The 24535-nt window shown below is 61.6% G+C and carries 20 protein-coding genes; 7 read left to right on the top strand and 13 right to left on the bottom strand.

Translation table 11 applies throughout. From position 1 onward, the window contains the following. Positions 1 to 203 precede the first annotated feature (203 nt). Together EOA13_RS22030 and EOA13_RS22025 are read left to right on the top strand one after the other, a co-directional pair. Positions 204 to 1025: an SDR family oxidoreductase gene (locus tag EOA13_RS22030; protein ID WP_127295815.1), complete on the top strand. Its 822-nt coding sequence runs from the start codon at positions 204 to 206 to the stop codon at positions 1023 to 1025. 78 nt (positions 1026 to 1103) lie between these two features. Then, complete coding sequence (locus EOA13_RS22025; protein ID WP_127295813.1) at positions 1104 to 2078, top strand: alpha/beta fold hydrolase; 975 nt, start codon at positions 1104 to 1106, stop codon at positions 2076 to 2078. A 102-nt stretch (positions 2079 to 2180) separates the two neighbouring features. Here EOA13_RS22025 and EOA13_RS22020 read toward each other — a convergent pair whose 3' ends face one another. Then, a complete protein-coding gene (locus EOA13_RS22020) occupies positions 2181 to 3605 on the bottom strand; it encodes a DEAD/DEAH box helicase (protein ID WP_127295811.1) in 1425 nt (474 codons plus the stop codon). 408 nt (positions 3606 to 4013) lie between these two features. On the opposite strand from EOA13_RS22020, the gene EOA13_RS22015 reads away from it, so the two are divergent. Next, positions 4014 to 5546, top strand: a complete 1533-nt coding sequence (locus EOA13_RS22015) for an acyl-CoA carboxylase subunit beta (protein WP_023812067.1) — start codon at positions 4014 to 4016, stop codon at positions 5544 to 5546. A gap of 5 nt (positions 5547 to 5551) precedes the next feature. After that, positions 5552 to 6478 (top strand): hypothetical protein, encoded by a 927-nt coding sequence (locus tag EOA13_RS22010; protein WP_127295809.1) that lies wholly within the window; start codon positions 5552 to 5554, stop codon positions 6476 to 6478. 106 nt (positions 6479 to 6584) lie between these two features. Here the strand turns inward: EOA13_RS22010 and EOA13_RS22005 are convergent, their stop codons facing one another. After that, entirely contained in the window at positions 6585 to 8582 is a 1998-nt protein-coding gene (locus tag EOA13_RS22005) for a hypothetical protein (protein ID WP_127295807.1), read from the bottom strand. Continuing rightward, positions 8583 to 10124 carry an NAD(P)H-hydrate dehydratase gene (locus EOA13_RS22000; RefSeq protein WP_127295805.1) on the bottom strand — a complete coding sequence of 514 codons (1542 nt, stop codon included), beginning with the start codon at positions 10122 to 10124 and terminating at the stop codon, positions 8583 to 8585. It lies immediately after the preceding gene. A gap of 358 nt (positions 10125 to 10482) precedes the next feature. On the opposite strand from EOA13_RS22000, the gene EOA13_RS21995 reads away from it, so the two are divergent. Further along, entirely contained in the window at positions 10483 to 10821 is a 339-nt protein-coding gene (locus EOA13_RS21995) for a P-II family nitrogen regulator (protein ID WP_006205430.1), read from the top strand. A gap of 64 nt (positions 10822 to 10885) precedes the next feature. After that, positions 10886 to 12295 carry a type I glutamate--ammonia ligase gene (gene glnA, locus EOA13_RS21990; RefSeq protein WP_112395089.1) on the top strand — a complete coding sequence of 470 codons (1410 nt, stop codon included), beginning with the start codon at positions 10886 to 10888 and terminating at the stop codon, positions 12293 to 12295. 735 nt (positions 12296 to 13030) lie between these two features. On the opposite strand, the gene EOA13_RS21980 is transcribed toward glnA, so the two are convergent. Then, positions 13031 to 14071, bottom strand: coding sequence for a glutamine synthetase beta-grasp domain-containing protein (locus EOA13_RS21980; protein ID WP_127260164.1), 1041 nt, complete (start codon positions 14069 to 14071; stop codon positions 13031 to 13033). Between the two features lie 316 nt (positions 14072 to 14387). Here EOA13_RS21980 and EOA13_RS21975 point away from each other — a divergent pair, with 316 nt between their 5' ends. Beyond that, positions 14388 to 14585 carry a DUF2735 domain-containing protein gene (locus tag EOA13_RS21975; RefSeq protein ID WP_127295801.1) on the top strand — a complete coding sequence of 66 codons (198 nt, stop codon included), beginning with the start codon at positions 14388 to 14390 and terminating at the stop codon, positions 14583 to 14585. A 98-nt stretch (positions 14586 to 14683) separates the two neighbouring features. Here the strand turns inward: EOA13_RS21975 and EOA13_RS21970 are convergent, their stop codons facing one another. The 9 genes from EOA13_RS21970 to rplQ form a co-directional block, all read right to left on the bottom strand. After that, complete coding sequence (locus EOA13_RS21970; protein WP_127295799.1) at positions 14684 to 16573, bottom strand: MFS transporter; 1890 nt, start codon at positions 16571 to 16573, stop codon at positions 14684 to 14686. A 189-nt stretch (positions 16574 to 16762) separates the two neighbouring features. After that, positions 16763 to 17554, bottom strand: a complete 792-nt coding sequence (locus EOA13_RS21965) for an ATP12 family chaperone protein (protein ID WP_127295797.1) — start codon at positions 17552 to 17554, stop codon at positions 16763 to 16765. Between the two features lie 11 nt (positions 17555 to 17565). Continuing rightward, complete coding sequence (locus EOA13_RS21960; RefSeq protein WP_127295829.1) at positions 17566 to 18438, bottom strand: DMT family transporter; 873 nt, start codon at positions 18436 to 18438, stop codon at positions 17566 to 17568. 62 nt (positions 18439 to 18500) lie between these two features. Further along, positions 18501 to 19481 carry an RluA family pseudouridine synthase gene (locus EOA13_RS21955; RefSeq protein ID WP_127295795.1) on the bottom strand — a complete coding sequence of 327 codons (981 nt, stop codon included), beginning with the start codon at positions 19479 to 19481 and terminating at the stop codon, positions 18501 to 18503. 62 nt (positions 19482 to 19543) lie between these two features. Then, positions 19544 to 19918, bottom strand: coding sequence for a fluoride efflux transporter CrcB (gene crcB, locus EOA13_RS21950; protein WP_127295793.1), 375 nt, complete (start codon positions 19916 to 19918; stop codon positions 19544 to 19546). 67 nt (positions 19919 to 19985) lie between these two features. Then, positions 19986 to 20816, bottom strand: coding sequence for an aspartyl/asparaginyl beta-hydroxylase domain-containing protein (locus EOA13_RS21945; protein ID WP_127295791.1), 831 nt, complete (start codon positions 20814 to 20816; stop codon positions 19986 to 19988). Between the two features lie 171 nt (positions 20817 to 20987). Beyond that, complete coding sequence (locus tag EOA13_RS21940; protein WP_127295789.1) at positions 20988 to 22295, bottom strand: replication-associated recombination protein A; 1308 nt, start codon at positions 22293 to 22295, stop codon at positions 20988 to 20990. A 48-nt stretch (positions 22296 to 22343) separates the two neighbouring features. Then, entirely contained in the window at positions 22344 to 23831 is a 1488-nt protein-coding gene (locus EOA13_RS21935; protein ID WP_127295787.1) for a DegQ family serine endoprotease, read from the bottom strand. Between the two features lie 200 nt (positions 23832 to 24031). Beyond that, positions 24032 to 24463: a 50S ribosomal protein L17 gene (rplQ, locus tag EOA13_RS21930; RefSeq protein WP_127295785.1), complete on the bottom strand. Its 432-nt coding sequence runs from the start codon at positions 24461 to 24463 to the stop codon at positions 24032 to 24034. Between the last annotated feature and the right edge of the window lie 72 nt (positions 24464 to 24535).

The following is a 24535-nucleotide window of genomic DNA, read 5'->3' as shown; positions in this document are numbered from 1 at the left end:
CGAAACCCTAGAAACCCGAAGCTGCGGTTTCAAGGCAAGAATTTGTCTGGTCCAGTCGCATTTGCGGCACTGTTATCGCGCCAACGCTTCTCAACATCGCCTTCATGCCCCACAGTTCATTTCCGCACGGCGATGAAAAGCACCCTTTTCATTCGATTTCTTCACCGCTAGAGCAAAGCACCAACAAGTCGACAGGGCGCAGCATGACACTCTACCGGGCTAACCCGAAGCACGGCGTCGCCTGGATCACGGGCGGCTCAAGCGGCATCGGCCGTGCCCTGGCCAGGGATCTTGCTTCCCAAGGCTATGCCGTCGCGGTGACGGCGCTTGACGACGATCCGATCGACACGCTTGTCGTCGAGACCGCGCAGATGCCGGGCAGTGTCACGGCCTTTCCTTGCGATGTCACCGACGAGCCGCGCATGGCAAGAACCGTCGCCGCGATCGAGAAGGAACTCGGTCCCATCGTGCTCGCCATCTTCAATGCAGGGAACTACATTTCGACGCCGGGGGAGAACCTTGTCGTCAATGATTTTCGCCGGTCCTTCGAGGTCAATTATTTCGGCATCATCAACGGCCTCGTGCCCGCGGTCGAACGCATGCGTGTGCGGGCGCGCGGCCATGTCGTGCTGGTCGGCTCCGTGACATCCTATTTCGGCTGGCCGACAACGGCCGCCTATGGCGGCACCAAGGCGGCCATCAACATCCTGGCCGAGTCGCTGAAGTATGATTTCGACAAGATGAACGTGCGTATCCAGGTGTTCAATCCCGGCTTCATCGACACCCCGCTGACCGAGAAGAACATGCTGCCCATGCCGGGACTGATGCCGGTCAGCCGCGCATCGCGCCGCATGGCGCGGGGCATCAAGTCCGGCGGCTTCGAAGTCCATTTCCCGCGCCGGACAAGCTGGCCCCTGAAACTGCTCGGCCTGCTGCCGAGGCCGCTGTGCAGAGGGTTTATCGGCCTGATGACCAGTTGGAAGGCGCGGCCTCTGCATTACGACCGCAAGCCGCCGATCGAATAGGACGCCAGCGAAATTGGCAGGCTCCCCGTTTCGGGCCGCCGTCGCCATGGTTGAGACAAATGCTGCGTGGAGTCTGCGATGGGGCGACGGATCGTGCTTGCTGTGCTGGGCCTTGTCGCCATTCTCGCACTGGCCTTCGTGCTCGGCCCGCGCGTTCGCGTCGACACCACGATCCGTTTCGATCCCTCGCTCATCGCTGACGATCCGCAGGCCTATGTGGCAAAGGCCGAAGCCGCCATCCCCGGAATCCGCGACGGGCTGGAGAAAGAGATCGTCTGGGCCGATCCGATGGTGCATGCCAGGACCCCGCTGTCGATCGTCTACATCCACGGCTTTTCCGCATCGAAGGGCGAAATCCGCCCGCTGCCGGACGAAGTGGCGGAACAGCTCGACGCCAATCTCTTCTACACACGCCTTACCGGTCACGGGCAGGATGGCGCGGCGATGACGCAAGGCAGCATCAACGCCTGGATCAACGACTATGAGGAAGCACTCGCCATTGGCCGGGCGATCGGCGACAAGGTGATCGTCATCTCGACTTCGACCGGCGGCTCGCTGGCGGTCTGGGCGGCAACGCAGTCCGGTGCATCGGACGGGGTGGCGGCGATCGCGTTCATCTCGCCGAATTTCGGCGTCAAGGCTTCGGGCGCCGAGATCCTGACCATGCCGTGGGGCAAACAGATCGCCAGGCTGGTCGCCGGCAAGGAACACAGCTTCGTGCCGCGCAACGCGCTGCATGAAAAATTCTGGACCACCCGCTATCCAATCGAAGCGACCTTGCCGATGCAGGCGTTGACCGAGCTTGCCTATCGCGCGCCGGTGGAGAAGGCGACCATCCCTGCACTGTTCATCTTTTCTGATTCGGACAAAGTGGTGCGGGCCGACCGCACCCGCGAGATTGCCGGGCGCTGGGGTGCGCCGCATGAACTGGTTCCGGTCGACGACACCGGCGACCCGGACAATCACGTCATTGCCGGCGACGCGCTGTCGCCATCGACCACGGCGTTTCTGGCGCAAAGGATCGCCGTTTGGATCGAAGCTGTGGTGAAGTAGGCAGACGAAAAAAGGCGACCGAAGCATCGCTTCAGCCGCCCTTTCCTTGGTCTGTCCCGGCAATCAGCCAGCCTGAGCTTGACTGACTACAACGCTGGCTACTTACGCAGCCCGCGCAGCCGGACGCTTGCCGCCGAAGCGACGCTTGTTGTTGCCTTTGAAGGCCGGCTTGGCGCCTTCCGGCTTGCGCTCGCCTGCGAAGGCAGGCTTGTCGCCGAAGCGCTTCTTGCCAAAGCCGTTGCCCTTGTTCTCGCCACCGGGCCGCCTGCCGTCGCGACGGCCATTGCGGTCGTTGCGATCATTGGCCGGCTCGAAGCGCTCGTTCTTTTCAGCCGGATTGCGCAGCGGATCGGGGCTGCCGAGATGGTCGGCAACGATCGGCAGCTTGGTACGGATGATGCGCTCGACCTGGCGCAGCTTGCTGTTTTCCGAAGGATCGCAAAGCGTGATCGCGATGCCGTCCATGCCGTTGCGGCCGGTACGGCCGATGCGGTGGACGTAGCTCTCGGCTTCATCAGGCAGGTCGAAATTCACGACATGGCTGATGCCGGGCACGTCGATGCCGCGCGCCGCGATGTCAGTCGCCACCAGAATGCGCACCGAACCGTCGCGGAAATCGTTCAGCGCTTTCTGGCGGGCGTTCTGCGACTTGTTGCCGTGGATGACAGCGGCCTTGAATCCGTCGCGCTCGAGGTCCTTGGTCACCCTGTCGGCACCATGCTTGGTGCGCGAAAAGATGATGACGGACTTCATCGCCTCGTCGGCGAGCATCGTCGACAACACCTGGCGCTTCTGCTTGGTGCGGGCAAAGACGACGCCCTGCACGATCTCGGCCGCCGCCGTGCTTTGCGGCGCGACTTCGACACGAATCGGGTTCTTCAGCAGGCCCTTGGCCAGTTCGGCGATTTCATTGGGCATGGTCGCCGAAAACAGCACCGTCTGACGGTTGGGCGCGGTCGCCTTGGCGATGCGCTTGACGTCGTTGATGAAGCCCATGTCGAGCATGCGGTCGCCTTCGTCCAGCACCAGCCATTTGGTGTCGGCAAGCACGAGGTCGCCCTCACGCACCAGATCGGTCAACCGGCCTGGCGTTGCGATCAGGATGTCGACGCCGGGCGCAACCTTCTTCACTTGGCTGAAACGCGAGACGCCGCCAAGAACGAGCGCGGTCGAGACATGCGCGCCCTTGGCGAGGATCTTGATCGTGTCTTCGATCTGCACGGCGAGTTCGCGCGTCGGCGCCAGAATCAGCGCACGTGCCGTCTTCGGCCGGCGCTTGGTGCCAAGCGCAATGATCTTCGACAAGATCGGCAGCGCGAAGGCCGCGGTCTTGCCGGAGCCGGTCTGGGCGATGCCGAAAATGTCACGGCCTTCCATCTGCGGCGGGATCGCCTGTGCCTGGATCGGCTTCGGCTCGGCGAATCCGGCGTTGTGGGTGGCCTTGAGCAGCGCACCCGTAATACCCAGTGCCGCGAAACCGGTGAGTTCCGCACTGTTGCTACCGGGCAAAGTGTTTTCGTTGGTCAAAATAATCTTCTTTCACGCGGCTTCTGGCCGCAAACATCGATGGCGGCAGGGCGCAACCTGCCGTCGAAAAATCTGTGATGAACGACAAGGCGGGCGGACGTATTCGTCCACTCGGCTGCGCTGTCGTGCCCGCAGGCATCATGCCACGGGGCTTTTTCGCCGCTTTGTGATTTACCGGAAAAAGGGCCGATATACCGGAAAGAGGGAAAACAGACGCAACCAGTCTCATTCGTCGAGAAGGCCGGATTCGTTCCCGGCCCAAGCGCCTATGGGCTGCATATGGCTGAGTTCGCCCTCAATTGCAAGGGGCTTCATGTTGCAGCGCAGCAAAACCTGTGGCGCAAGCGGCGCTTGCGCTCGCTTGCCGGCACGATTACGACGAAATGCCGCTGGCTTGGGAGGTAATCGATGAAAGACGTTCTCAAGGAACTCGAGCGCCGCCGCGAGATCGCCCGCATGGGCGGCGGCCAGGTCCGCATCGATGCCCAGCACAAGAAGGGCAAGCTCACCGCGCGCGAACGCATCGAGGTGTTTCTCGACGAGGGCTCGTTCGAGGAATTCGACATGTATGTCGAGCACCGCTCGACCGACTTCGGCATGGAGAACACCAAGATCGCCGGCGACGGCGTCGTCACCGGCTGGGGCACCGTCAACGGCCGCCCGGTCTACCTCTTCGCCAAGGACTTTACCGTATTCGGCGGCTCGCTGTCGGAAGCGCATGCCGAGAAGGTCATCAAGGTGCAGGAGATGGCGCTGCGCAACCGGGCGCCGATCATCGGCCTCTATGATGCCGGCGGCGCGCGCATCCAGGAGGGCGTCGCGGCCCTCGGCGGCTATGCCGAGATCTTTCAGCGCAACGTGCTGGCCTCCGGCGTCATTCCGCAGATTTCGGTGATCATGGGACCGTGCGCCGGCGGCGACGTCTATTCGCCTGCGATGACCGACTTCATCTTCATGGTGCGCGACACCTCCTACATGTTCGTCACCGGGCCGGATGTGGTGAAGACGGTGACCAACGAAACGGTGACCGCTGAGAGCCTCGGCGGCGCCTCCGTCCACACGACGAAATCGTCGATCGCCGACGGCGCCTATGACAATGACGTCGAGGCGCTGCTGCAGATGCGCCGGCTGGTCGACCTGTTGCCGGCTTCCAACACATCGGAGCTTCCCGAAATCGAATGCTACCAGTCGGTCACCGACCATGATTTGTCGCTCGACCGGCTGATTCCCGACAACGCCAACAAGCCCTACGACATCAAGGAACTGATCCTGAAGGTCGCCGATGAAGGCGACTTCTTCGAAATCCAGCAGAATTTTGCCAAGAACATCGTCACCGGCTTCGGACGCGTCGAGGGCCGCACCGTCGGCTTCGTCGCCAACCAGCCTATGGTGCTGGCCGGCGTGCTCGATTCCGACGCCAGCCGCAAGGCGGCCCGTTTCGTGCGCTTCTGCGATTGTTTTTCGATCCCGATCGTCACCTTCGTCGATGTCCCCGGCTTCCTGCCCGGCACCGCGCAGGAATATGGCGGGCTGATCAAGCATGGCGCGAAACTCCTGTTCGCCTATGCCGAGGCCACCGTGCCGAAGATCACCGTCATCACCCGCAAAGCCTATGGCGGCGCCTATGATGTGATGGCGTCAAAGCACCTGCGCGGCGACATGAATTATGCCTGGCCGACCGCGCAGATCGCGGTGATGGGAGCCAGGGGAGCGGTCGAGATCATCTACCGCAAGGACATCGGTGACGCCGAAAAGATCGCAGCCCACACAAAGGCTTACGAGGATCGCTTCCTGTCGCCCTTCGTCGCCGCCGAGCGCGGCTATGTCGACGAGGTGATCATGCCGCACTCGACCCGCCGCCGCATCGCGCGCGCGCTGCGCATGCTGCGCAACAAGGACATGCAGAACCCCTGGAAGAAGCACGACAACATACCGCTGTGAGAATCATGCGCGTCAGAGAAACGTTTGACAGCACAATCCTCAGAGACTTTTATCAAGGTCGAGAGACGCCGATCGATCGCGAACAAGACGAGCTGAATTCAAGGCGCAGAAAATTCAAAAACATACTCGAGAACGATACAGATTTTTATCTTCTCCATCGATGTACGAATATCTCTGCTGGCTGGCTTTCTATGTTGGCGGCTTCCGTTGTTGAAGATTTCGCAAACGCTCCGAAAACGTCTGAGCCGCTGGACGAGCAAGTTGCTGCCTTAGCTTTTTTCTCGCGTCTTGCGAACGATCTATGGGCTATAATTGAACTTATCGAGACGGGATTCGACTTACAGGCTCGTGCGCTGACAAGAAGTTATCTCGAGCACGTCGACGCGCTGATTTGTTGCATACAAGACAAAGAATTAACGAAAGAATTCGTGCGCGCTGTTGAACCGGAGGATTCTAACGCTTTCTGGCACAAATATATAAGTAAGAACAAGCTAAAGGTCAGAGTGTCAATTTTCATCTCCGAAAAGATTGGCGTTCAAAATAGCAAACTTGTCGACATTCTTCGCGAGGACGCGGAATTATCCGGGTCGATGCTACTGCATCCAACCGTTACAGCGGGTCTTTCGACGGCATTTGGTAACGAAGACGGCGACTATGAGTCGTACCCTATTTTTCCGACGCCTCTAGCCGCCTCTGTTGGGATACTTCGTACAATTCTCATTCATCTTTTCTGGCTCTGGTTTGCCATGGAGTCACTTCCCAAGATTGCAGCTGGCCAATGGCGAAGCCTCTTTCTAACTGATGCGCTACAAAACAATCGCGAACTGGATCGATTTGCGAATATCTATTCCAAGATGTTTGGATTTCTCTTGGACAATCAACTGCTTATGATTGTTTCCGACTCAAATGAGGTGCCGATAGCCGGCTCCTAGCTAGCAGTTACCTGGACCTGCCGAGTAAAATTGCGGCTCCAGGCGCCAAGGGCATAGTCGAGATGATCGCCACAACTACAAAGCTGTAGCGGAAGGGCTTTGACGCTCACTCCTCTGCCGCCGCGCCAAACCCCGCCCCCATGGTGGCGCGGCTGCCCCAGGGCGTCGCGTGGTTGTCGATGCGCATCTGGAAGGTGAAATAGGTGGGCGAGCAGAAGCCGATGCCTTTGACCTTGCCGATGCCCGGCGTGTCCGGCGGCAGCGACTGGCACATATAGTCCTCGCGGCAGAAATGATCGGCCGAACAGGCCGGCCGGTTGCCGCGATTGACTGCGCCGCCGAGACATTGGTCGAAATTGTTGGTGGCCACGCAGATGTCGAATTTCTTGCCGCCGACCAGCCCGCAGATTTCGTTCGGCATCGGCTTGCCGGCTTTGAAGGCCGCGAATGCACGGTCCTTGTCGTCGCAGCCGCGATAGGCGATGCCTCCAGGCACGCCGATCTTCGGCGGACGGCAGGTGTAGGCGGTACGGGAAATGTCCGGGGCGAAGGCCGCGAACTGGCCCGATCTGCTGTAGCGGTCGTTGAAAGGCTGCGCCGCGTTGCTGGCGATCGAGCCGGTCAGGCAGGGATGGCCGGAAAACATTTTTTCGCTGTCCTTGGGCAGCAGGCATTGCGCCAGTTTCGTGTGCACGCCCGAAGCGGTGGCCAGCGGCGTGCAGATGGTACCACTCCTGCACTGCCAGGTCGCGCCGAAGCGGGTCGCATCTTCCTGCATCAAGCACGGCATGGCCATCTCCGCCGGCGCGTAATCGACCGCGCCGGCGTTCGTCCAGACCGCCGGCGGCGCAAAGGAGAGCGGACGGAAGCGGTTCGGCTGCTTGCCTTCGGCCGTGGCGGCGAGCCACGCCTGGCGCCGCGGGATCTCGGCATGAAGATGCGGCGAAACCCCGACCTCGATGCGGTTCAACGGCGATGTCGTCTTGTCGTCTAGCCCGATGAAATGGAAACCGGCGGTCGAACCGGCCTGATGGCAACCCTGGCAGGCGCCATTGTCCAGCCGCTCGACCAGCGCTTCCGGCGTGCGCAGCAGTTTCAGCGCGGAATAGTCGAGCGATGCGAATTCCTTGGGTCGGTATAATTGCGTAAACGGATGATTGGCCTGCCGCGCGCTGCCGAAGGTCGACCACGAGATGATTTTCCTGGCCAGGAACTCGTCGGGGATTTCATAGACGCCTTCATCGACCGCCGGCAGGTTGGCGCCGACATAGGCGGCGAGCCGTGCTTTCAGCGCCACGTCTTGCGAGAGCCGCGCGGTGTCGGGCGTGTTCTCCAACGGCTTCTCGCTGATATCAGCCCCATCGATGCCGAATATCCGCATGAGATAGGCGGCCTGGCCGCCAAACTCGGTTTCCTGGCCGGAGGGAAAGCGCACCACCTGTGCGTTGAGCTCCAGCTGCTTGAAGGTCAGCCCGGCTTTCTCCAGCGGTCCACCGGTCAGCCAGCCGGCATCGACGCTCTCGTCAAGCTGTGGTGTCCAGCGCCCGGCAACGCCGACGCAGCCGCCATCGGCATCGGACGCGGCGCTGTAGACGGCATTGAAATTGAACGGCAGGCGCGACGCCAGCAGCTTGCCGTTCTTGCGAAAGCTGTAGGCCAAGCGGTAGATGAAGCGCACCTCGCCGCAGCTCCTGTCGCCCTGCAGCACTGCGAAGTCGCGACGATCGAGCCGGTTGACCACGCCGACCAGCCGGAAGCGAGCGGCATCGGTCTTCAGCCAGCGCATGTCCATGATGCGGCCGACATTGCCGTCTGTCACCTCGTAGAGCGGCCGCCCGCCGGCCTTCATCTCGGCCCTCAGGGCCGCGACATCAGAAGCAACCGTTTCGACGATGGCGTGATAGGCCGGCGCCTCGTCGTAAAGCGTCTTCAGGCCGTCCTCGCCGTCGACCCCGAAAACATCGGCGAAACCGAAACCCTTGGCATCGAGCGCGGCGAGCACCGCCGGATTGTCGACGACGGTCACAGGACCTTCGGCGCGCGCCGTCGGCGCCATGAAGACAGCGATTAGGGTGGCAAGCAACAGAGCGAGCGCAAGGCTCATTCAGGCAGCCTTTCGCGCGTCGAAGAGTTCACGCAACACCGGCAGCAGCGCCAGCGGCAGATCCTCGGCGATCAAGCCGGGTCCGAACCGGCTGCCGGCTTCGGCATGCAGCCACACCGCCGCGCAGGTGCCCTCGAAGGGCGGCATACCTTGTGCGAGCAAACCGGCAATGATGCCCGACAGCACGTCGCCTGACCCGGCTGTGGCCAGCCACGGTGCACCGTTGGAGTTGATCGCCGCTTTGCCATCGGGCGCTGCTATGACCGTGTCGGCGCCCTTGTAGACGATGACGGCATTGGCCCGCGCGGCAGCCGCCCGCGCCTTGTCCAATTTCGACATGGTTTTGTCCCCGGCGATATCTGGGAACAAGCGGCCGAATTCACCCTGATGCGGCGTGATCACCAACGCTGGCGCGTTCAGGTGACGGGCGGCTTCGAACAGCGCCTGCGGCTGATGGGCCATAGATGTAATGGCGTCAGCATCAAGCACGATCGCTCCTCCGTGGTTTGCGGTTTGCGATGCGCGTGCACCCTCCGCCAAGGTCTTGATCAGTTGCAGGGCGAAATCGCCGACCTTGGGCTTTGGCCCGAGCCCCGGTCCAAACACCAGCGCCTCGGGATGGCGCGCCGTCAGAAATTCCTGCACCTCCTCGAGTGACCCCGCCTCTCGCAGCATGATCGAGGTGAGGTGTGTCGCGTTCACCTGCAGGGCATTGCCAGGCGACAGCACGGTGACCGCCCCTGCCCCGCTTCTCGCGGCGGCCATCGCCGACAGCCGCGCCGCGCCGGTAGCACTGGGACCGCCGGAAAAGACGCCGACATGGCCGCGCTTGTATTTGTGCGCATCGACCGCCGGCAGGGGAAATTCCCGCAACCACAGGTCCGGCACATTCTCGAAGGTCGAGACAGCCAGCTGGGCGATGATGCCGTCATCGATGCCGATATCGGCGAGCACGATTTCACCGCATTGCCCGCGCCCCGGCAGCAGCAGGTGGCCGGGCTTTTTCCGGGCGAAGGTAACGGTGAGTTCGGCGCGAAACGCCCTGCTCAATATTTCGCCGCTGGCACCTGAGACGCCCGACGGCAGGTCGATCGCGACCACAGGCAGGCGCAGGGCTGTCACGGTATCGACAGCTTTCGCGGCATCGCCGGACAGCGGCTTGGACAGCCCTGCCCCATAGAGCGCGTCGATCACGATCGAGCCAGGCTCGGCGTCGAAACCGGACAGCGGCCGGGGCTTGATCGGGCATTCCGCGGCGGCGAGCGCCGCATCGCTTTCCGGCCTCGGCGCTCCGGATGACCAGATCGTTGTGCCGACGCCGCTGCCGGCCAGCAGGCGTGCGACGACATAGCCATCGCCGCCATTGTTGCCGGGCCCGCACAGCACATGGATGTGCTTTGCCGAGGGATAGCGCTTGAGAACCTCGGCCGCGACCGCTTCGCCCGCGCGCCGCATCAGGCTGATTCCATCGGCCGGACCGGCCGCGATCGTCAGCCGATCAGCCTCGCTCATTTGGGCCGGGGAAAGAAGTTCGTTGCTCATGGATTGCCGATCCGCATGCTATCAAGCATTGTCCAATTTCGACCCTAAGCAAACAAGGGGGAGTTGCCGAGATCTGCAGCCATAACGTCGGCACGAAGGCATCGCGGGCAGAAAATTGCCTGCGGGATAGGCGATGTGCCTGATTTTTGTGCGGACGCGGGTGCTGGCGCTGTGTAGGCTCTGGCAGCCCATGCCGCATCCGGTGCAGCGAATGACGCGAATTTGCATCCCGGTGCGGCGCGGCTTTGAAATCTTATGAGACCGCTTCGAATCCGCTGAATTGGCACAGTTCGTGCTTGATGGAGGCGCAAGCGGGGGGTCACAACCCGTTTTTTTGGCAGTGGAGGCCACTTTTTACATGAAAAAGATCGAAGCGATCATCAAGCCATTCAAGCTGGACGAAGTGAAGGAAGCGCTTCAGGAAGCCGGACTGCAAGGCATCACTGTCACCGAGGCAAAAGGCTTCGGTCGTCAGAAGGGCCACACCGAACTCTATCGCGGCGCCGAATATGTCGTCGATTTTCTGCCCAAGGTGAAGATCGAGGTCGTGCTTGGCGACGACGCGGTGGAAGGCGCTATCGAAGCCATCCGCAAGGCGGCCCAGACGGGCCGCATCGGTGACGGCAAGATCTTCGTTTCCAACATCGAGGAAGTCGTGCGGATACGCACCGGCGAAACGGGCATGGACGCGGTCTGACCTGACCGGCCCTCCTCCTGAAAACGTCATCATCAAAAAACGTCATCACACAGGGATACAAGACATGACGACAGCCAAAGACATCATGAAGCAGATCAAGGACAACGACGTGAAATTCGTCGACCTGCGCTTCACAGACCCGAAGGGCAAGCTGCAGCACGTGACGATGGATGTCATCGAGGTCGAGGAAGACATGTTCGCCGATGGCGTGATGTTCGACGGCTCTTCGATTGCCGGCTGGAAGGCCATCAACGAGTCCGACATGGTGCTGATGCCCGATCCGGACACGGTTCATATGGACCCGTTCTTCGCCCAGTCGACCATGGTCATCCTGTGCGATATCCTCGATCCGGTTTCGGGTGAATCCTACAACCGCGATCCGCGCGGCACGGCCAAGAAGGCCGAGGCCTACATGAAGGCCGAAGGCATCGGCGACACCATCTATGTCGGCCCGGAAGCCGAATTCTTCGTCTTCGACGACGTGAAGTACAAGGCCGACCCTTACAACACCGGCTTCAAGCTTGACTCGACCGAGCTGCCGTCCAATGACGACACCGATTACGAGACCGGCAATCTCGGCCACCGCCCGCGCGTTAAGGGCGGCTACTTCCCGGTGCCGCCGATCGACAGCGCGCAGGACATGCGCTCGGAAATGCTGACCGTGCTCGCCGAGATGGGCGTGCGCGTCGAAAAGCATCACCATGAGGTGGCGGCGGCCCAGCACGAACTCGGCATCAAGTTCGACGCACTGGTGCGCAACGCCGACAAGATGCTGATCTACAAATATGTCGTCCACCAGGTCGCCAACGCCTATGGCAAGACGGCCACCTTCATGCCGAAGCCGATCTTCGGCGACAACGGCTCGGGCATGCACGTCCACATGTCGATCTGGAAGAACGGCAAGCCGACCTTCGCCGGCAATGAATATGCCGGTCTGTCGGAAAGCTGCCTGTTCTTCATCGGCGGCGTCATCAAGCATGCCAAGGCGATCAACGCCTTCACCAACCCGCTGACCAATTCCTACAAGCGTCTGGTGCCAGGCTATGAAGCGCCGGTGCTGCTCGCCTATTCGGCGCGCAACCGCTCGGCGTCCTGCCGTATCCCGTTCGGCTCGTCGCCGAAGGCCAAGCGCGTCGAGGTCCGCTTCCCCGATCCGGGCGCGAACCCCTACCTCGCCTTCTCCGCGCTGCTGATGGCCGGCCTCGACGGTATCAAGAACAAGATCCATCCCGGCCAGCCGATGGACAAGGATCTCTACGACCTGCCGCCGAAGGAGTTGAAGAAGATCCCGACCGTCTGCGGCTCGCTGCGCGAAGCCCTGCAGAGCCTCGACAAGGACCGCGGCTTCCTGAAGGCTGGCGGCGTCTTCGACGACGACCAGATCGACAGCTACATCGAGTTGAAGATGGCCGAAGTGATGCGCTTCGAAATGACCCCGCATCCGGTCGAATACGACATGTACTACTCGGTCTGAGATTTCAATCTCAGTCCAGATTAGCTATAATGCTCAAGCCCTTGAAAGACTTCGCTCTTTCAAGGGCTTTTTGCTGCGCTCCAATAGGAATTGCCAGCAAGTCTCGCATGCGGCAGCCGTGCATGGACAGCCGTATCCGCCTTTCGTCTTCGACGGTCATAGGATGCCCGGATTCTTGAACCCACGGTCCATGGGAGCGGGCGGCTTGCGCGCGTCGGTCCGGTGACTTCAATGACAACTCGACGGTGTTCAGTAAATGAGCATGGGAGGCCGCTCGGTCGCCAACGTCGGAGCCAGGAGCGAGCGGAGCACTGTCTCAGGCTACAGTGACCGCTCGTCCGGCGCCCACGCCAATGCCGCCGTTCAAGAAAACCCCGCCCGTCCGAACAGCATTGCGTGACGTAACCCCAAGGCCTGCGAATACGCATGCCGTAGCGTGATCTGTCAACGTCGCAAGCCGGGCCGCGAATGACCGATTCTGCTGTATGAACAGATGCTTATGGAAGGCCCTTTGCCCCGGATAAGGGCTGGAAAAGGCGCTTTTCCGGGCTTTATAGCGAGTGATCGCCGGAGGCTCACATGGCTGCGGCAAGAACTCCCGGGCGATTTGCGACCGCGTGAATTCCCTGACTTTTTCTGGGTATGTTTTCCCAGGAATGCCGTCAGCCGGGTAACGGCCAAAAAAGAACCCCGGCGCGAAACGTCGGGGTCTTCTTGTCATGCAGTCCGAAACGCTTACGCGGCGGCCGAAACCTGGGCGCTTGCCGGAACCGAGGCGATCGTCTTCAGGATCTGCGAGGCGATCTGGTAGGGGTCGCCCTGCGAGTTCGGACGGCGGTCTTCCAGATAACCCTTGTAGTCGCTTTTGATGAAGGAATGTGGCACGCGGATCGAGGCGCCACGGTCGGCAATGCCATAGCTGAACCGGTTCCACGGCGCGGTCTCGTGCTTGCCGGTCAAACGCTTGTCGTTGTCCGGGCCGTAGACGGCGATGTGATCCATCAGGTTCTTGTCGAAGGCCGCCATCAGCGCTTCGAAATAGGCCTTGCCGCCGACTTCGCGCATATAGGCGGTCGAGAAGTTGGCGTGCATGCCCGAGCCGTTCCAGTCGGTGTCGCCGAGCGGCTTGCAGTGGTATTCAATGTCGATGCCGTACTTCTCGGTCAGGCGCTGCATCAAATAGCGGGCCATCCACATCTGGTCGGCGGCTTTCTTGGAGCCCTTGCCGAAAATCTGGAATTCCCACTGGCCCTTGGCAACTTCGGCGTTGATGCCTTCGTGGTTGATGCCGGCGGCGAGGCAGAGGTCGAGATGCTCCTCGACGATCTGGCGCGCAACGGAGCCGACGTTGGAGTAGCCGACGCCGGTATAGTATGGACCCTGCGGTGCGGGATAGCCGCTCTCGGGGAAGCCGAGCGGCCGGCCGTCCTTGTAGAAGAAATATTCCTGCTCGAAGCCGAACCAGGCGCCCTCGTCATCGAGGATGGTGGCGCGCTTGTTGGATGCATGCGGCGTGACGCCATCGGGCATCATGACTTCGCACATGACCAGCACGCCGTTGGTGCGGGCGGGATCCGGATAGACCGCAACCGGCTTCAGCACGCAATCGGAGCTGTGCCCTTCGGCCTGCTGGGTCGAGGAACCATCGAAGCCCCACAGCGGCAGCTGCTCGAGATCAGGGAATTCGGCGAATTCCTTGATCTGCGTCTTGCCGCGAAGGTTGGGGACCGGGGTATATCCATCGAGCCAGATATACTCGAGCTTGTATTTCGTCATTCTAGCCTCTCGTTGCTTGATCACCGAACACTGAACGGCGTCGACATGCGTCTGCCGTCAGCAGCCGGCCTGCCGCATCCTTAGAATGCAATTCGTGTGCCATTCTTGGTCCGGAGGGTGCGGCAAAATTGACGCGGCATCTGCTCGAAAGTCGGTGAGCGCCTAAGCAATGCGCTCGGATCCATCACAATCGTTCTTTGCACAAATAGTGTGCAAATACTGATCTTTTCATAGGCATATTGCCTAACTTGATTGCAGACCTTATCTTCGGACCAAGTTGAATCGACAAGGTTCGGCGGAAGAAAGGAACCCGGCAATGGAAATCATTTCCACACGACCGTCGGCCAAAATTCTGATGTTCCCGGCGGCAGCGCGCCTCTCTGCCTCAAATTTGAGCGGAAGGGCTAAGTTTGCGGCAGAGCTTGCCTCGCTGCGTGGTGCCCGGACGGATTTCGGCGACGGCTGGTATCATGATGCGGCCATCGAGGAAGAGGCCCGGGGCCGCAAGAGCTGACAACAGGGGCAATCGGCCCTCGTCAACGAACTGGCCTGAAAAGAAAAAGCCCGGCGCGATTGCTCGCGCCGGGCTTTCTTTTGACCGCCTGGTCCTGCCTACTCCTTGGCGTGCAGGTCGGTGCCAAGCGTGTCCTTGACGAAGATCATGCCGATGACCAGCGTTATCGCCGCGATCACCACCGGATACCAAAGGCCGTAATAGATGTCGCCCTTGTAGGCACTGAGCGCGAACACGGTGGCCGGCAGCAGGCCGCCGAACCAACCATTGCCGATGTGATAGGGCAGCGACATGCCGGTGTAGCGAATGCGGGTCGGGAACATCTCGACCAGGATCGCCGCGATCGGCCCGTAGACCATGGTCACGAACAACACCAGAATGAATAGGATGCCGATCGTCATCGGCCAATTCACGGCCGCCGGATCGGCGTACATGGCGAACGCGCCGCCGCCCGGAATATTGTAGACGGTGACTTCGGGTGCGCCCGCTGCCTCGTCGGTGGTCAGCAGCTTGTCCTTGACCGCCTGGTCGATCGGCACCGTCGCCTTCTCACCGGCGCGGATGGCGGCGGCGTCCAGCTTCAGTTCCGGGTTGGCGGCGACAAACGCGTCGAGCTTCTGGTCCGCAACCTTGATTGCCGCGCGCTTCAGCGGATAGCCGCCGTCGCGCAACGACATGTTGACGGCTTTCACGAAGGCCGCGTCCTTGGCCTTGGCCTGATCGCCGGCGGCGACAGCATCGTAGGAATCCACCGTCTCGTTGCCGATCTTGACCGATGCGGGTGTTCCGGCCGCGGCCGTCGACACCACATCATAGGGAACCGAGTTCTTGGTCAGGAACGAAGTCGCGATATCGCAAGATGTCGTGAACTTCGCTGTGCCGACCGGATTGAACTGGAACTTGCAGTCGCCAGGTGCAGCCGTCACCGTCGCCCGCGTGTTCTGCTGGGCCGTGGCAAGCGCCGGATTGGCAGCCCAGGTCAGCGCCTTGAACAGCGGGAAGGTGCAGACAATCGCCAAGGCAAGGCCCGCCATAATAATTGGCTTGCGGCCGATCTTGTCAGAGAGCCAGCCGAAGACGACGAAGAAGATCGAGCCGATCGCCAGTGCGATGGCGATCATGATGTTGACCGACTGCGCATCGACCTTGAGCACGTTGGTCAGGAAGAACAGCGCGTAGAACTGGCCGTTGTACCAGACCACGGCCTGGCCGGCGGTGAGGCCGAGCAGCGCCAGGATGGCGATCTTGGCATTCTTCCATTGGCCGAAGGCTTCCGTCAGCGGCGCCTTGGAGCCCTTGCCCTCATCCTTCATGCGCTGGAAGGTCGGTGATTCGGAGAGAGAAAGCCGGATCCAAATCGAGATGCCCAGCAGCAGAAAGGATACGATGAACGGAATACGCCAGCCCCAGGCAGCATAGTTTTCCTTGCTCAATGAAGCCTGGACGATCAGGATCACAATCAGCGACAGGAACAGGCCGAGCGTCGCCGTCGTCTGGATCCACGAGGTGTAGTAGCCGCGCCGGTTGTCCGGCGCATGCTCGGCGACGTAAGTGGCCGCACCGCCATATTCGCCACCGAGCGCCAGGCCCTGCAGCATGCGCAGGATGATCAGGATCACGGGAGCCGCGATGCCCAAGGTCGCATAGCCAGGCAGCAAGCCGACCAGGAAGGTCGACAAGCCCATGATCGTCATGGTGACGAGGAAGGTATATTTACGGCCGACAAGGTCACCGATGCGGCCGAACAGCAAGGCGCCGAACGGGCGCACCAAGAAGCCGGCGGCGAAAGCCAGCAGCGCGAAGATGTTGCGCGTCGCTTCCGGAATGGCAGGACTGAAAAAGGTCGAACCAATGAACACTGCCAGCGATCCGTAGAGATAGAAATCATACCATTCGAAAACGGTACCGAGCGAGGAAGCGAAGATGACTTTCTTCTCCTCCCGCGTCATGCCGCGGCTTGCTCCGCCGGCGGTCGATGCTATTGCCATTGCGTTATCCTCCCGTGAGACCCGTTCTCGATGCTGCGCGTCAACGTCCGTGTTCTCCTCCGAACGCGGACTCAAGACAGCCATCACGGAAAAAATGACAGAAAGCAGCCGCCAAAGGCAGCGCGTCTTTGGGATTATGACTTTGGTATTAGGTGCGCTGCGGGATGAAACCGGGCGAGCCGGGAAACCCTAGCCCTTGAGCGCTTCCAGCAGGCCGACAGCAGCCATCATGTCGCGCTTGCGAGCCGCTCGGCGGGCAACGGCCTCCGCATCCTGCCCCCAATGCTCGATCTGCCAGTCCTCGTCGACATGGGCAGCGGCCCAGGCAACTCCGGTATCGAGTTCGCCGAAATCGACAGCCAGCGCCAGCAGAGCCGAACCGGTCAGCGACGTCATCACATGGATGGCGGCGAGCCGCAGCGGCTCTGTTCGCTGGGCAAGATGGCTGCCCAGCACGGCGATGGTCTCGCGCGGCTGCTCGACATGGATGATGCCCTCGGCAAGATTGAACCTTGCCCCGAGTGTTCCCCTCGCCCAGTCTATCACCGGGTCCCAATGTTGGCTCTGCCGCTCCACCAGCCCTTGCGGTGCGTCGGCGCGATAGCAGAGCAGATCGGATGAGGCAAAGCGCAGGATGTCCTCCAGCACCGCCTGCGGGTCGCTGGCGACACCGTCGATGGCGGTGTTGACGAGACGCATCACCGGCATGGTCACCGGATTGATGGTCTCGCTTTGGGCGGCGAATTCGTCGGCGACAAGCACTGCTGCTGCCTCGGTAGGCAGCGCCAGCAGCGCCTTGCCCGGGGTGCGCACCGGCTTGCCGTCGAGATGCACGGCAAAGCCATTGTCGACAGGTGCGACAGAGGCGGCCTTGTAGAAGCGCTTCGGCAGATGCGTCTTCATCTGGATCTGGGCGCGACGCACCGGATCGGGATGGGAAAGATATTTGCCCGCTTCGAGGTCGTTGAGGATATCACGCATGAAGGTCTCTCTTACACCGGCGTCAGCTTGCGCGCCGGCCGGTTGACGATGATCAGGCCGGCGGCAATCAGGCCAAGTGCCAGGAAAATGCGCATGGTCAGCGGCTCATTCAAGAACATGGCGCCGCACAGCACGCCGAAAACCGGCGACAGGAAGGTGAAACTGGACAGGCCTGATGCCGGATAGCGCCGCAGCAGCCAGAACCACAGCACATAGGTGAAGGCGACGATGTAGATCGCCTGGAAAAGCAGCGCCAAAGTCGGCAGCACGGTCGGGTCGCGAACGGGCGGGCCGGCGAGAGGCAGCACCAATACGCCTACGATCGCTGCCCCGGCGAGCTGGTAAAGCAGAAGCTTCTCGGCGCTCGCCTCGACCAGCTTCGACCGCTTGATGAGGATGTTGGTCAAAGCCCAGAAGAATCCGGAGCCAAGGCTCAGGAGATCGCCGAACAGCATGTCTCCGCCGCCGCCGAGCTTGTCGGAAAACACCGCGGCAAGACCGGCAAAGGCCAGCAGCAGGCCAAGGAATTTCCTCAACGTGATCTGCTCGCCGAGCAGGAAATGGCCGCCGAGCAGCATCCAGAACGGCATCGTGTTGACGAGCAGCGTGTTGCGGGCAACGGTCGTATGCTCCAGGCCGACATAAAGGCAAAGGAACTCGATGCCGAAAAGCGCGCCAACCACGATGCCGGCGAGCAAGGTCCCGTCGCGCGTGAAAAGCGCGATGCCGCGCCACCGGCACCAGGCAAAGACACACAGGCCGCCGATGATCGAGCGCGCGATCGACAGGAAGACCGGATCATAGCCGGCGTAGGAGATCTTGGCGGCGACGTAATTCAACCCCCAGGAAAAGGTCAGCCCGACCATGATGGCGGCGGCGGCCATGTCGACCGTGTCGCGACGATCAAGCGTATCGGTGGCGAGCCCGTCGGTGGCGCCGCTCACGATCAGTCCTCCGCGCTGGCGTCGTCGAAGCCGATCAGATTCCAGCTCTGTCGCATGTGCGGCGGCATTGGCGCGGTGACATCGATGACGCCCTTGTCGGGATGCGGAATGATGATGCGGCGCGCATGCAGATGCAGGCGGTTTTGAATGCCGCCGGGAAAGTCCCAGTTGGTGTCGGCCTCGAAATATTTCGGATCGCCCAGGATCGGACAGCCGATGTGGGCGGCATGAACGCGAAGCTGGTGGGTGCGGCCCGTATAAGGCTCCATCTCCAGCCAGGTCATCGTCTGCGCTGCCTGCTCGATGATGCGGTAATAGGAGACGGCGTGGTCGGCGCCCTTTTCGCCATGCGCGGCGACACGCACGCGGTCACCGTCCGGCGTCGGCTCCTTGATCAGCCAGGTCGAGATCTTGTCCTCGCGCTTGGGCGGCACGCCCTTGACCAGCGCCCAATAGGTCTTTTTGGTCTCGCGGGCGCGAAACGCTTCCGAAAGCTTCATGGCGGCCAGCCGGGTGCGGGCGACGACCAGCACGCCCGAAGTGTCGCGATCGAGCCTGTGAACCAGTCTGGGCTTCTCGCCCTTCTGGCTGCGCCAGGCCTCCAGCATGTCGTCGACATTGCGGGTGACGCCCGAGCCGCCCTGCACCGCAAGGCCCGCCGGCTTGTTGAAGACGAAAACCTTAGGGTCTTCGTGGATCAGCATCTTGGCGAGAACATCGGCATCGCCCTGGTTGCGGATCGAGTGGCCGGTCAGCGCACTCTCGCCCTTCTTGTCGACCTCGAGCGGTGGGACGCGAACCATCTGGCCGGGCTCGACACGGGTGTCCGCCTTGACCCGACCGCCGTCGACACGGATCTGGCCGGAGCGCAGAAGCTTCTGCAAATGGCCGAAACCAAGGCCCGGGAAATGGGTCTTGAACCAGCGGTCGAGCCGCATGCCCGCCTCGCCGGCCTCCACCGTGATCTGTTCAACGCCTGCCATGTTTTTTGTCGCTTATCCGTTTCCCGAGCGAAGCTCGGCCTGTTCTTGGCGCGGCAATAGCACTAAGGCAGGCTTCTTGCGAGCCAAAGTCCCAGAAACAGGGCGATAATGGCGCCAACGACGCTGGCGAGGGCATAAGCCAGTGCAGGCAGCGTGGCTCCCCGCTCCCACAACGTCGCGAAATCGAGCGAGAAGGCTGAGAAGGTGGTGAAACCGCCAAGAATGCCGGTAGCAACGAACAGCCTGACCTCGTTCGACCCGCCACGGCGCATCATGGAGGCGATGAACAGCCCCATGGCGAAGGAGCCGATGACATTGATGGCCATCGTGCCCCAGGGATAGTTGGGGCCGACAAGGCGCAACGCGCCTGTGTTGGCGAGGTGTCGAAGGCCGGCGCCGATGCCGCCACCGACCACGACGAGAAGCAGATTGAACATCTTCGGTACTGTCCCCGGGGCTATTCAAATGCAGCCGGCAGAGCCAGCAGCATCGATGATCTCAAGCTCAGGTCGTCCCGGCATTTTTCGGCTTGGTCGAACCGATCATCTTCCAGTTCTTGTAGAACATGGAATTGATGCGCTCGACGCTGACCGAGACGATGGCGAGCATGCCCGCGATGAGGCGGGGAACCGGAGACGGCCTGATAATGTCCATGAATACGCAGTAGCGGCGGCCGTCATACTCGTTGACCGAGCGATGCAGCAGCGTGTCGTCGAATATGAACAGCGGATTGTCGTACCAGTAATTCTTGACGTTGCCGCACTCGACGAAAATCTCCGACTTAACCGGGATCAGATTGTAGAGGATGCGCAGGCTGAGCCGCAGCGGGCCGAAATGCCAGGACGTCGATTCGCGCTTGCTGAAGACGGAAACGGCGATGGTCTTGATGTATTTGAAATCCTTGTTGAACTCGGCGACATTGTCGATCCTGTGCTTGCCGTACCACTGGTAGACATACATGCCGCGCCGGCCGGCGCCGAAATTGGCGTCGATGTCGGCGATGATCTCATCCTTGCGCGCTTTGAAGATGTCCAGGACCTCGTTGACCTCGCGCTGGTAGTCGGCGGGAAACTGCTCCAGCTTCCAGACGCCCGGATTTCTGTAGCACAAGAGGTCGACCAGCAGATTGAACGGCGAAAGCAGCCAGGTGAACAGGCCGTTGCCGAGAAAATAGCCTGAGAACAGCGACAGATCCTTGCGGTCGTTGCGCAGCACGTCGATCAGGCCGCAGATGATGAAGATCGTCGTCAGGATGGGAATGAAATAGAAGCCAAGGGCGAGAAGCGGGATGGCAATGGCGAACTTGCGAAGGGATTTGCGAAGGGTTTTTGTCATTTTTCCACGCGCGAAGCGCGATCCTGTTGCGAATGAGGTGCCCAAATCAAGGCAACGGCCACCGCCCGGCCGTGCGCCTTGATAAGGTTTTTTGGGTTACCACACAACGGCCCTGCTATCGTGGCCGGCTGGCTGCCTGGTGGATCTGGTCAATGGCCTCACGCAAGCCGGCTATTCCCGCTCCTTGCGCAGCTTCGCCCAATAGTCGAGCCGCTTCCTGATGTCGCGCTCGAAGCCGCGCTCGGGCGGATCATAGAAGGTCTGGCGGCCCATCTTCTCCGGAAAATAATCCTGCCCGGAAAAGGCATCCGGCTCGTCATGGTCGTAACGATAGCCGGCGCCGTAATCCTCCGCTTTCATCAGCTTGGTCGGCGCGTTGAGGATGTGCTTGGGCGGCAGCAGCGAGCCATGTTCCTTGGCGGCCCGCGTGGCAGCCTTGAAAGCGTTGTAGACGGCGTTGGATTTGGGCGCGGTGGCGAGATAGACGGTGGCCTCGGCAAAGGCGAGTTCACCTTCGGGCGAGCCGAGATAGTCGTAGGCATCCTTGGCGGCATTGGCGACGACAAGCGCCTGCGGGTCGGCAAGGCCGATGTCTTCCATCGCCATGCGCACCAGCCGGCGGCCTAGATAGAGCGGATCCTCGCCGGCATCGAACATGCGTGCGAGATAGTAGAGAGCCGCGTCAGGGTCTGAACCGCGTACCGACTTGTGCAGCGCCGAGATTAGATTGTAATGGCCGTCCTGGCCCTTGTCGTAGATCGGCGCGCGGCGCTGGACGATGCGCTGCAGTCCCTCGGGATCGAAGACCTCGCCGGGTTTGGCTGCCCGCCAGACTTCTTCCGCGAGCGTCAGCGAGGCCCGGCCGTCGCCATCGCTCATGCGGATGAGCATGGCCCGCGCCTCGTCATCGAGCGGCAGCGCCCTGCCCTCGGTCTCCTCCGCCCGCACCATCAGCTTGGAGATGCTCTCCTCGCCAAGCGAATGGAAGACCAGAACGCGCGCGCGTGACAACAAAGCAGCATTCAGTTCGAAGGACGGGTTTTCGGTCGTGGCGCCAACCAGCACGACTGTCCCGTCCTCCATGACCGGGAGAAAGCTGTCTTGCTGGGCACGGTTGAAGCGATGGATCTCGTCGACGAACAGCAAGGTCTGGCGGCCTTTGGTGCGGCGCAATTTGGCCGCTTCGAACACCTTTTTCAGGTCGGCGACGCCGGAAAAGACAGCTGATATCTGCTCGAAGGCCAGGCTGGTTTCGCCGGCAAGCAACCGTGCTACCGTCGTCTTGCCGGTGCCGGGCGGCCCCCAGAAGATCATCGAGCCGAGCGAGCCGGAACCGATCAATCGGGTCAGCGCGCCGTCAGGGCCGGTCAGATGCTCCTGGCCGACGACCTCGCCAAGATTCTTCGGCCGCAGCCTGTCGGCCAGCGGCCGCCCGGGCGGCGTCTTTTCCGGTTCATCGACGCTGAACAGATCGGCCATGCACTTCTTTTTCGTTGGAGCATGAGCCCGAATGCACGGAACCCAGCCCTAATAACGCAACACCTGACGCAGTATCTGCCCGCCGCGCTCGACGGTAAAGCGCCACCAGCGCGTATCCGTCTTGGCCGCCAGCTCCAGGGTCGCCGCGGTATCGATGGTGGTGCCGTTCACCTCACGCACGATGTCGCCCGGCTGGAAGCCGAAATCGGCGGCCGGAGAATCGCGGTTGATGTCGACCACGGTGACGCCCTTGATGTCCGTGCGCAGGCCAAGCCGCTGCGCGAGCCGGGGCGACAGCTCCGCGACCTTGGCGCCCGAAAACGGGCTGCGGCCATGCAGCGTCACCTCGGCAGCCTTCATGCCTTCCGGAGCACGCTCCAGCGCTATATCCATCGCCGCTTGCTGGCCCTTGGTCAAAACCGCGAAATTGGCGGTGGTGCCGATCGACAGCGTCGCCATCCGGTAGTCCAGCGCTTCGATGCTCTCGACCGGCTTGCCGTTGAGCTGCAGCACCACGTCGCCGGGCTTGAGCCCTGCCTTGGCGGCCGGACCGGTCGCTTCGACCGACGAGACCAGCGCACCGGTCGGCTTCTCCATGCCGAGCGATTCGGCGATCTGCGGCGTCACCGCTTCGAACTCGGCGCCGACATAGGGCCGCTCGAAGAAGTCGAGCCCGGCCTTGGCCGCGTCGGCAAAAGCGCGAACCATATTCGAGGGAATGGCGAAGCCGATGCCGATCGACCCACCGCTGCGGCTGTAGATGGCGGTGTTGATGCCGACCAGCTGGCCGCCCATGTTGATCAGCGCACCGCCGGAATTGCCCGGATTGATGGCGGCGTCGGTCTGGATGAAGAAGCTGGAATCGGAGACGCCGATATGGCTGCGGGCCAGTGCCGAGACGATGCCGCTGGTGGTGGTTTGGCCGACGCCGAAGGGGTTGCCGATGGCCAGCAGCAGGTCGCCGACCTCGAGCGCGTCGGAATCGCCGATGGCGATAACCGGAAACGGCTTGTCCGAGGTGATCTTGAGCACGGCGAGGTCGAGTGTCTCGTCCTTGAGCAGCACCTTGCTGTCGAACTCGCGTCCGTCCGCCGTCGCCACCTTGACCCGGTCGGCATCCTTGATGACGTGGTAATTGGTGACCACGACGCCGGTCGGATCGACCAGCACGCCGGAGCCGAGCGACGACTGTGCGCGCGGCTGCGAGCGGCCGAAGAATTCCTCGAAGAACGGATCGCCGTCGAAAGGCGATGTCACCTTAGCGGCCTGCGAGGCGTAGACATTGACCACTGCCGGCGCCGTCTGCTTGACCAGCGGCGCAAACGACAGCTGCACCTCCTCGCGGCCGAACGGCACGCGCTTGTCGGGACCAGCCGTGGCGTTTTCGCCTTCGACGCCATGCAGCAGGTCGGTCAGCACATCGGACAGGCCGGGATCCGTCTTGGTATCCTCGGCCAATGCTTGCCTGACCACCGGTGCGGCCGCAAACGCCATGACGGCGAAAAGCAGAACAAAGGGCAGTCTTCTGGCGCGCATTCGCGAATCCTCCAAGGCAAGTTCGGGGGCATTGTCCCGACGATTGTGCAAAATGAAAGGCTAAGCCGCTGAAATCCGATTATTTTGGGCCAAAACCCCAGGGCCAAGCCAGGAAATCGGATTCCGCCGCGGTTTGCTGCTTTCAGAAAACAAAAAAGGGGCCCGCAGGCCCCTTTGAACTCATTTGGGAAAACCAAGCCTTATGCGGCTGCGGCGTCCGCGTCAGCGCTTTCGGCTTCGATGCGAGCGCGGTCGCCTGCGCCCTTGGCCGAGATGTCGCGATCGACGAACTCGATGACAGCCATGGCGGCGTTGTCACCGTGACGGAAGCCCGCCTTCATGATGCGCAGATAGCCGCCATTGCGGTTGGCGTAGCGCGGCGCGATGGTGTCGAACAGACGCTTGACGACGCCTTCATTGCCGATCTGGGCAATGACCTGGCGGCGGGCGTGCAGGTCGCCGCGCTTGCCGAGCGTCACCAGCTTCTCGACGATCGGACGCAGGTCCTTCGCCTTCGGCAAGGTCGTGACGATCTGCTCGTGCTCGAGCAGCGACACGGCGAGGTTGGCGAACATCGACTTGCGATGGCTAATGCTTCGGGCGAAGCGACGGCCTTTGAAACCGTGGCGCATGGCTCTTTTCCTTCTTCAGTTGTTCAAGAGGCCGCGGCCTCTGATGGTTTTCCGCATGACCGTCGGATCGAG

This window comes from Mesorhizobium sp. M7A.F.Ca.US.011.01.1.1, from assembly GCF_003998295.1.
In the GTDB taxonomy this organism is placed as follows: Bacteria; Pseudomonadota; Alphaproteobacteria; order Rhizobiales; family Rhizobiaceae; genus Mesorhizobium.
Note: the sequence above shows the minus strand (reverse complement) of the source record. Positions and strands in the feature narration are given on the sequence as shown.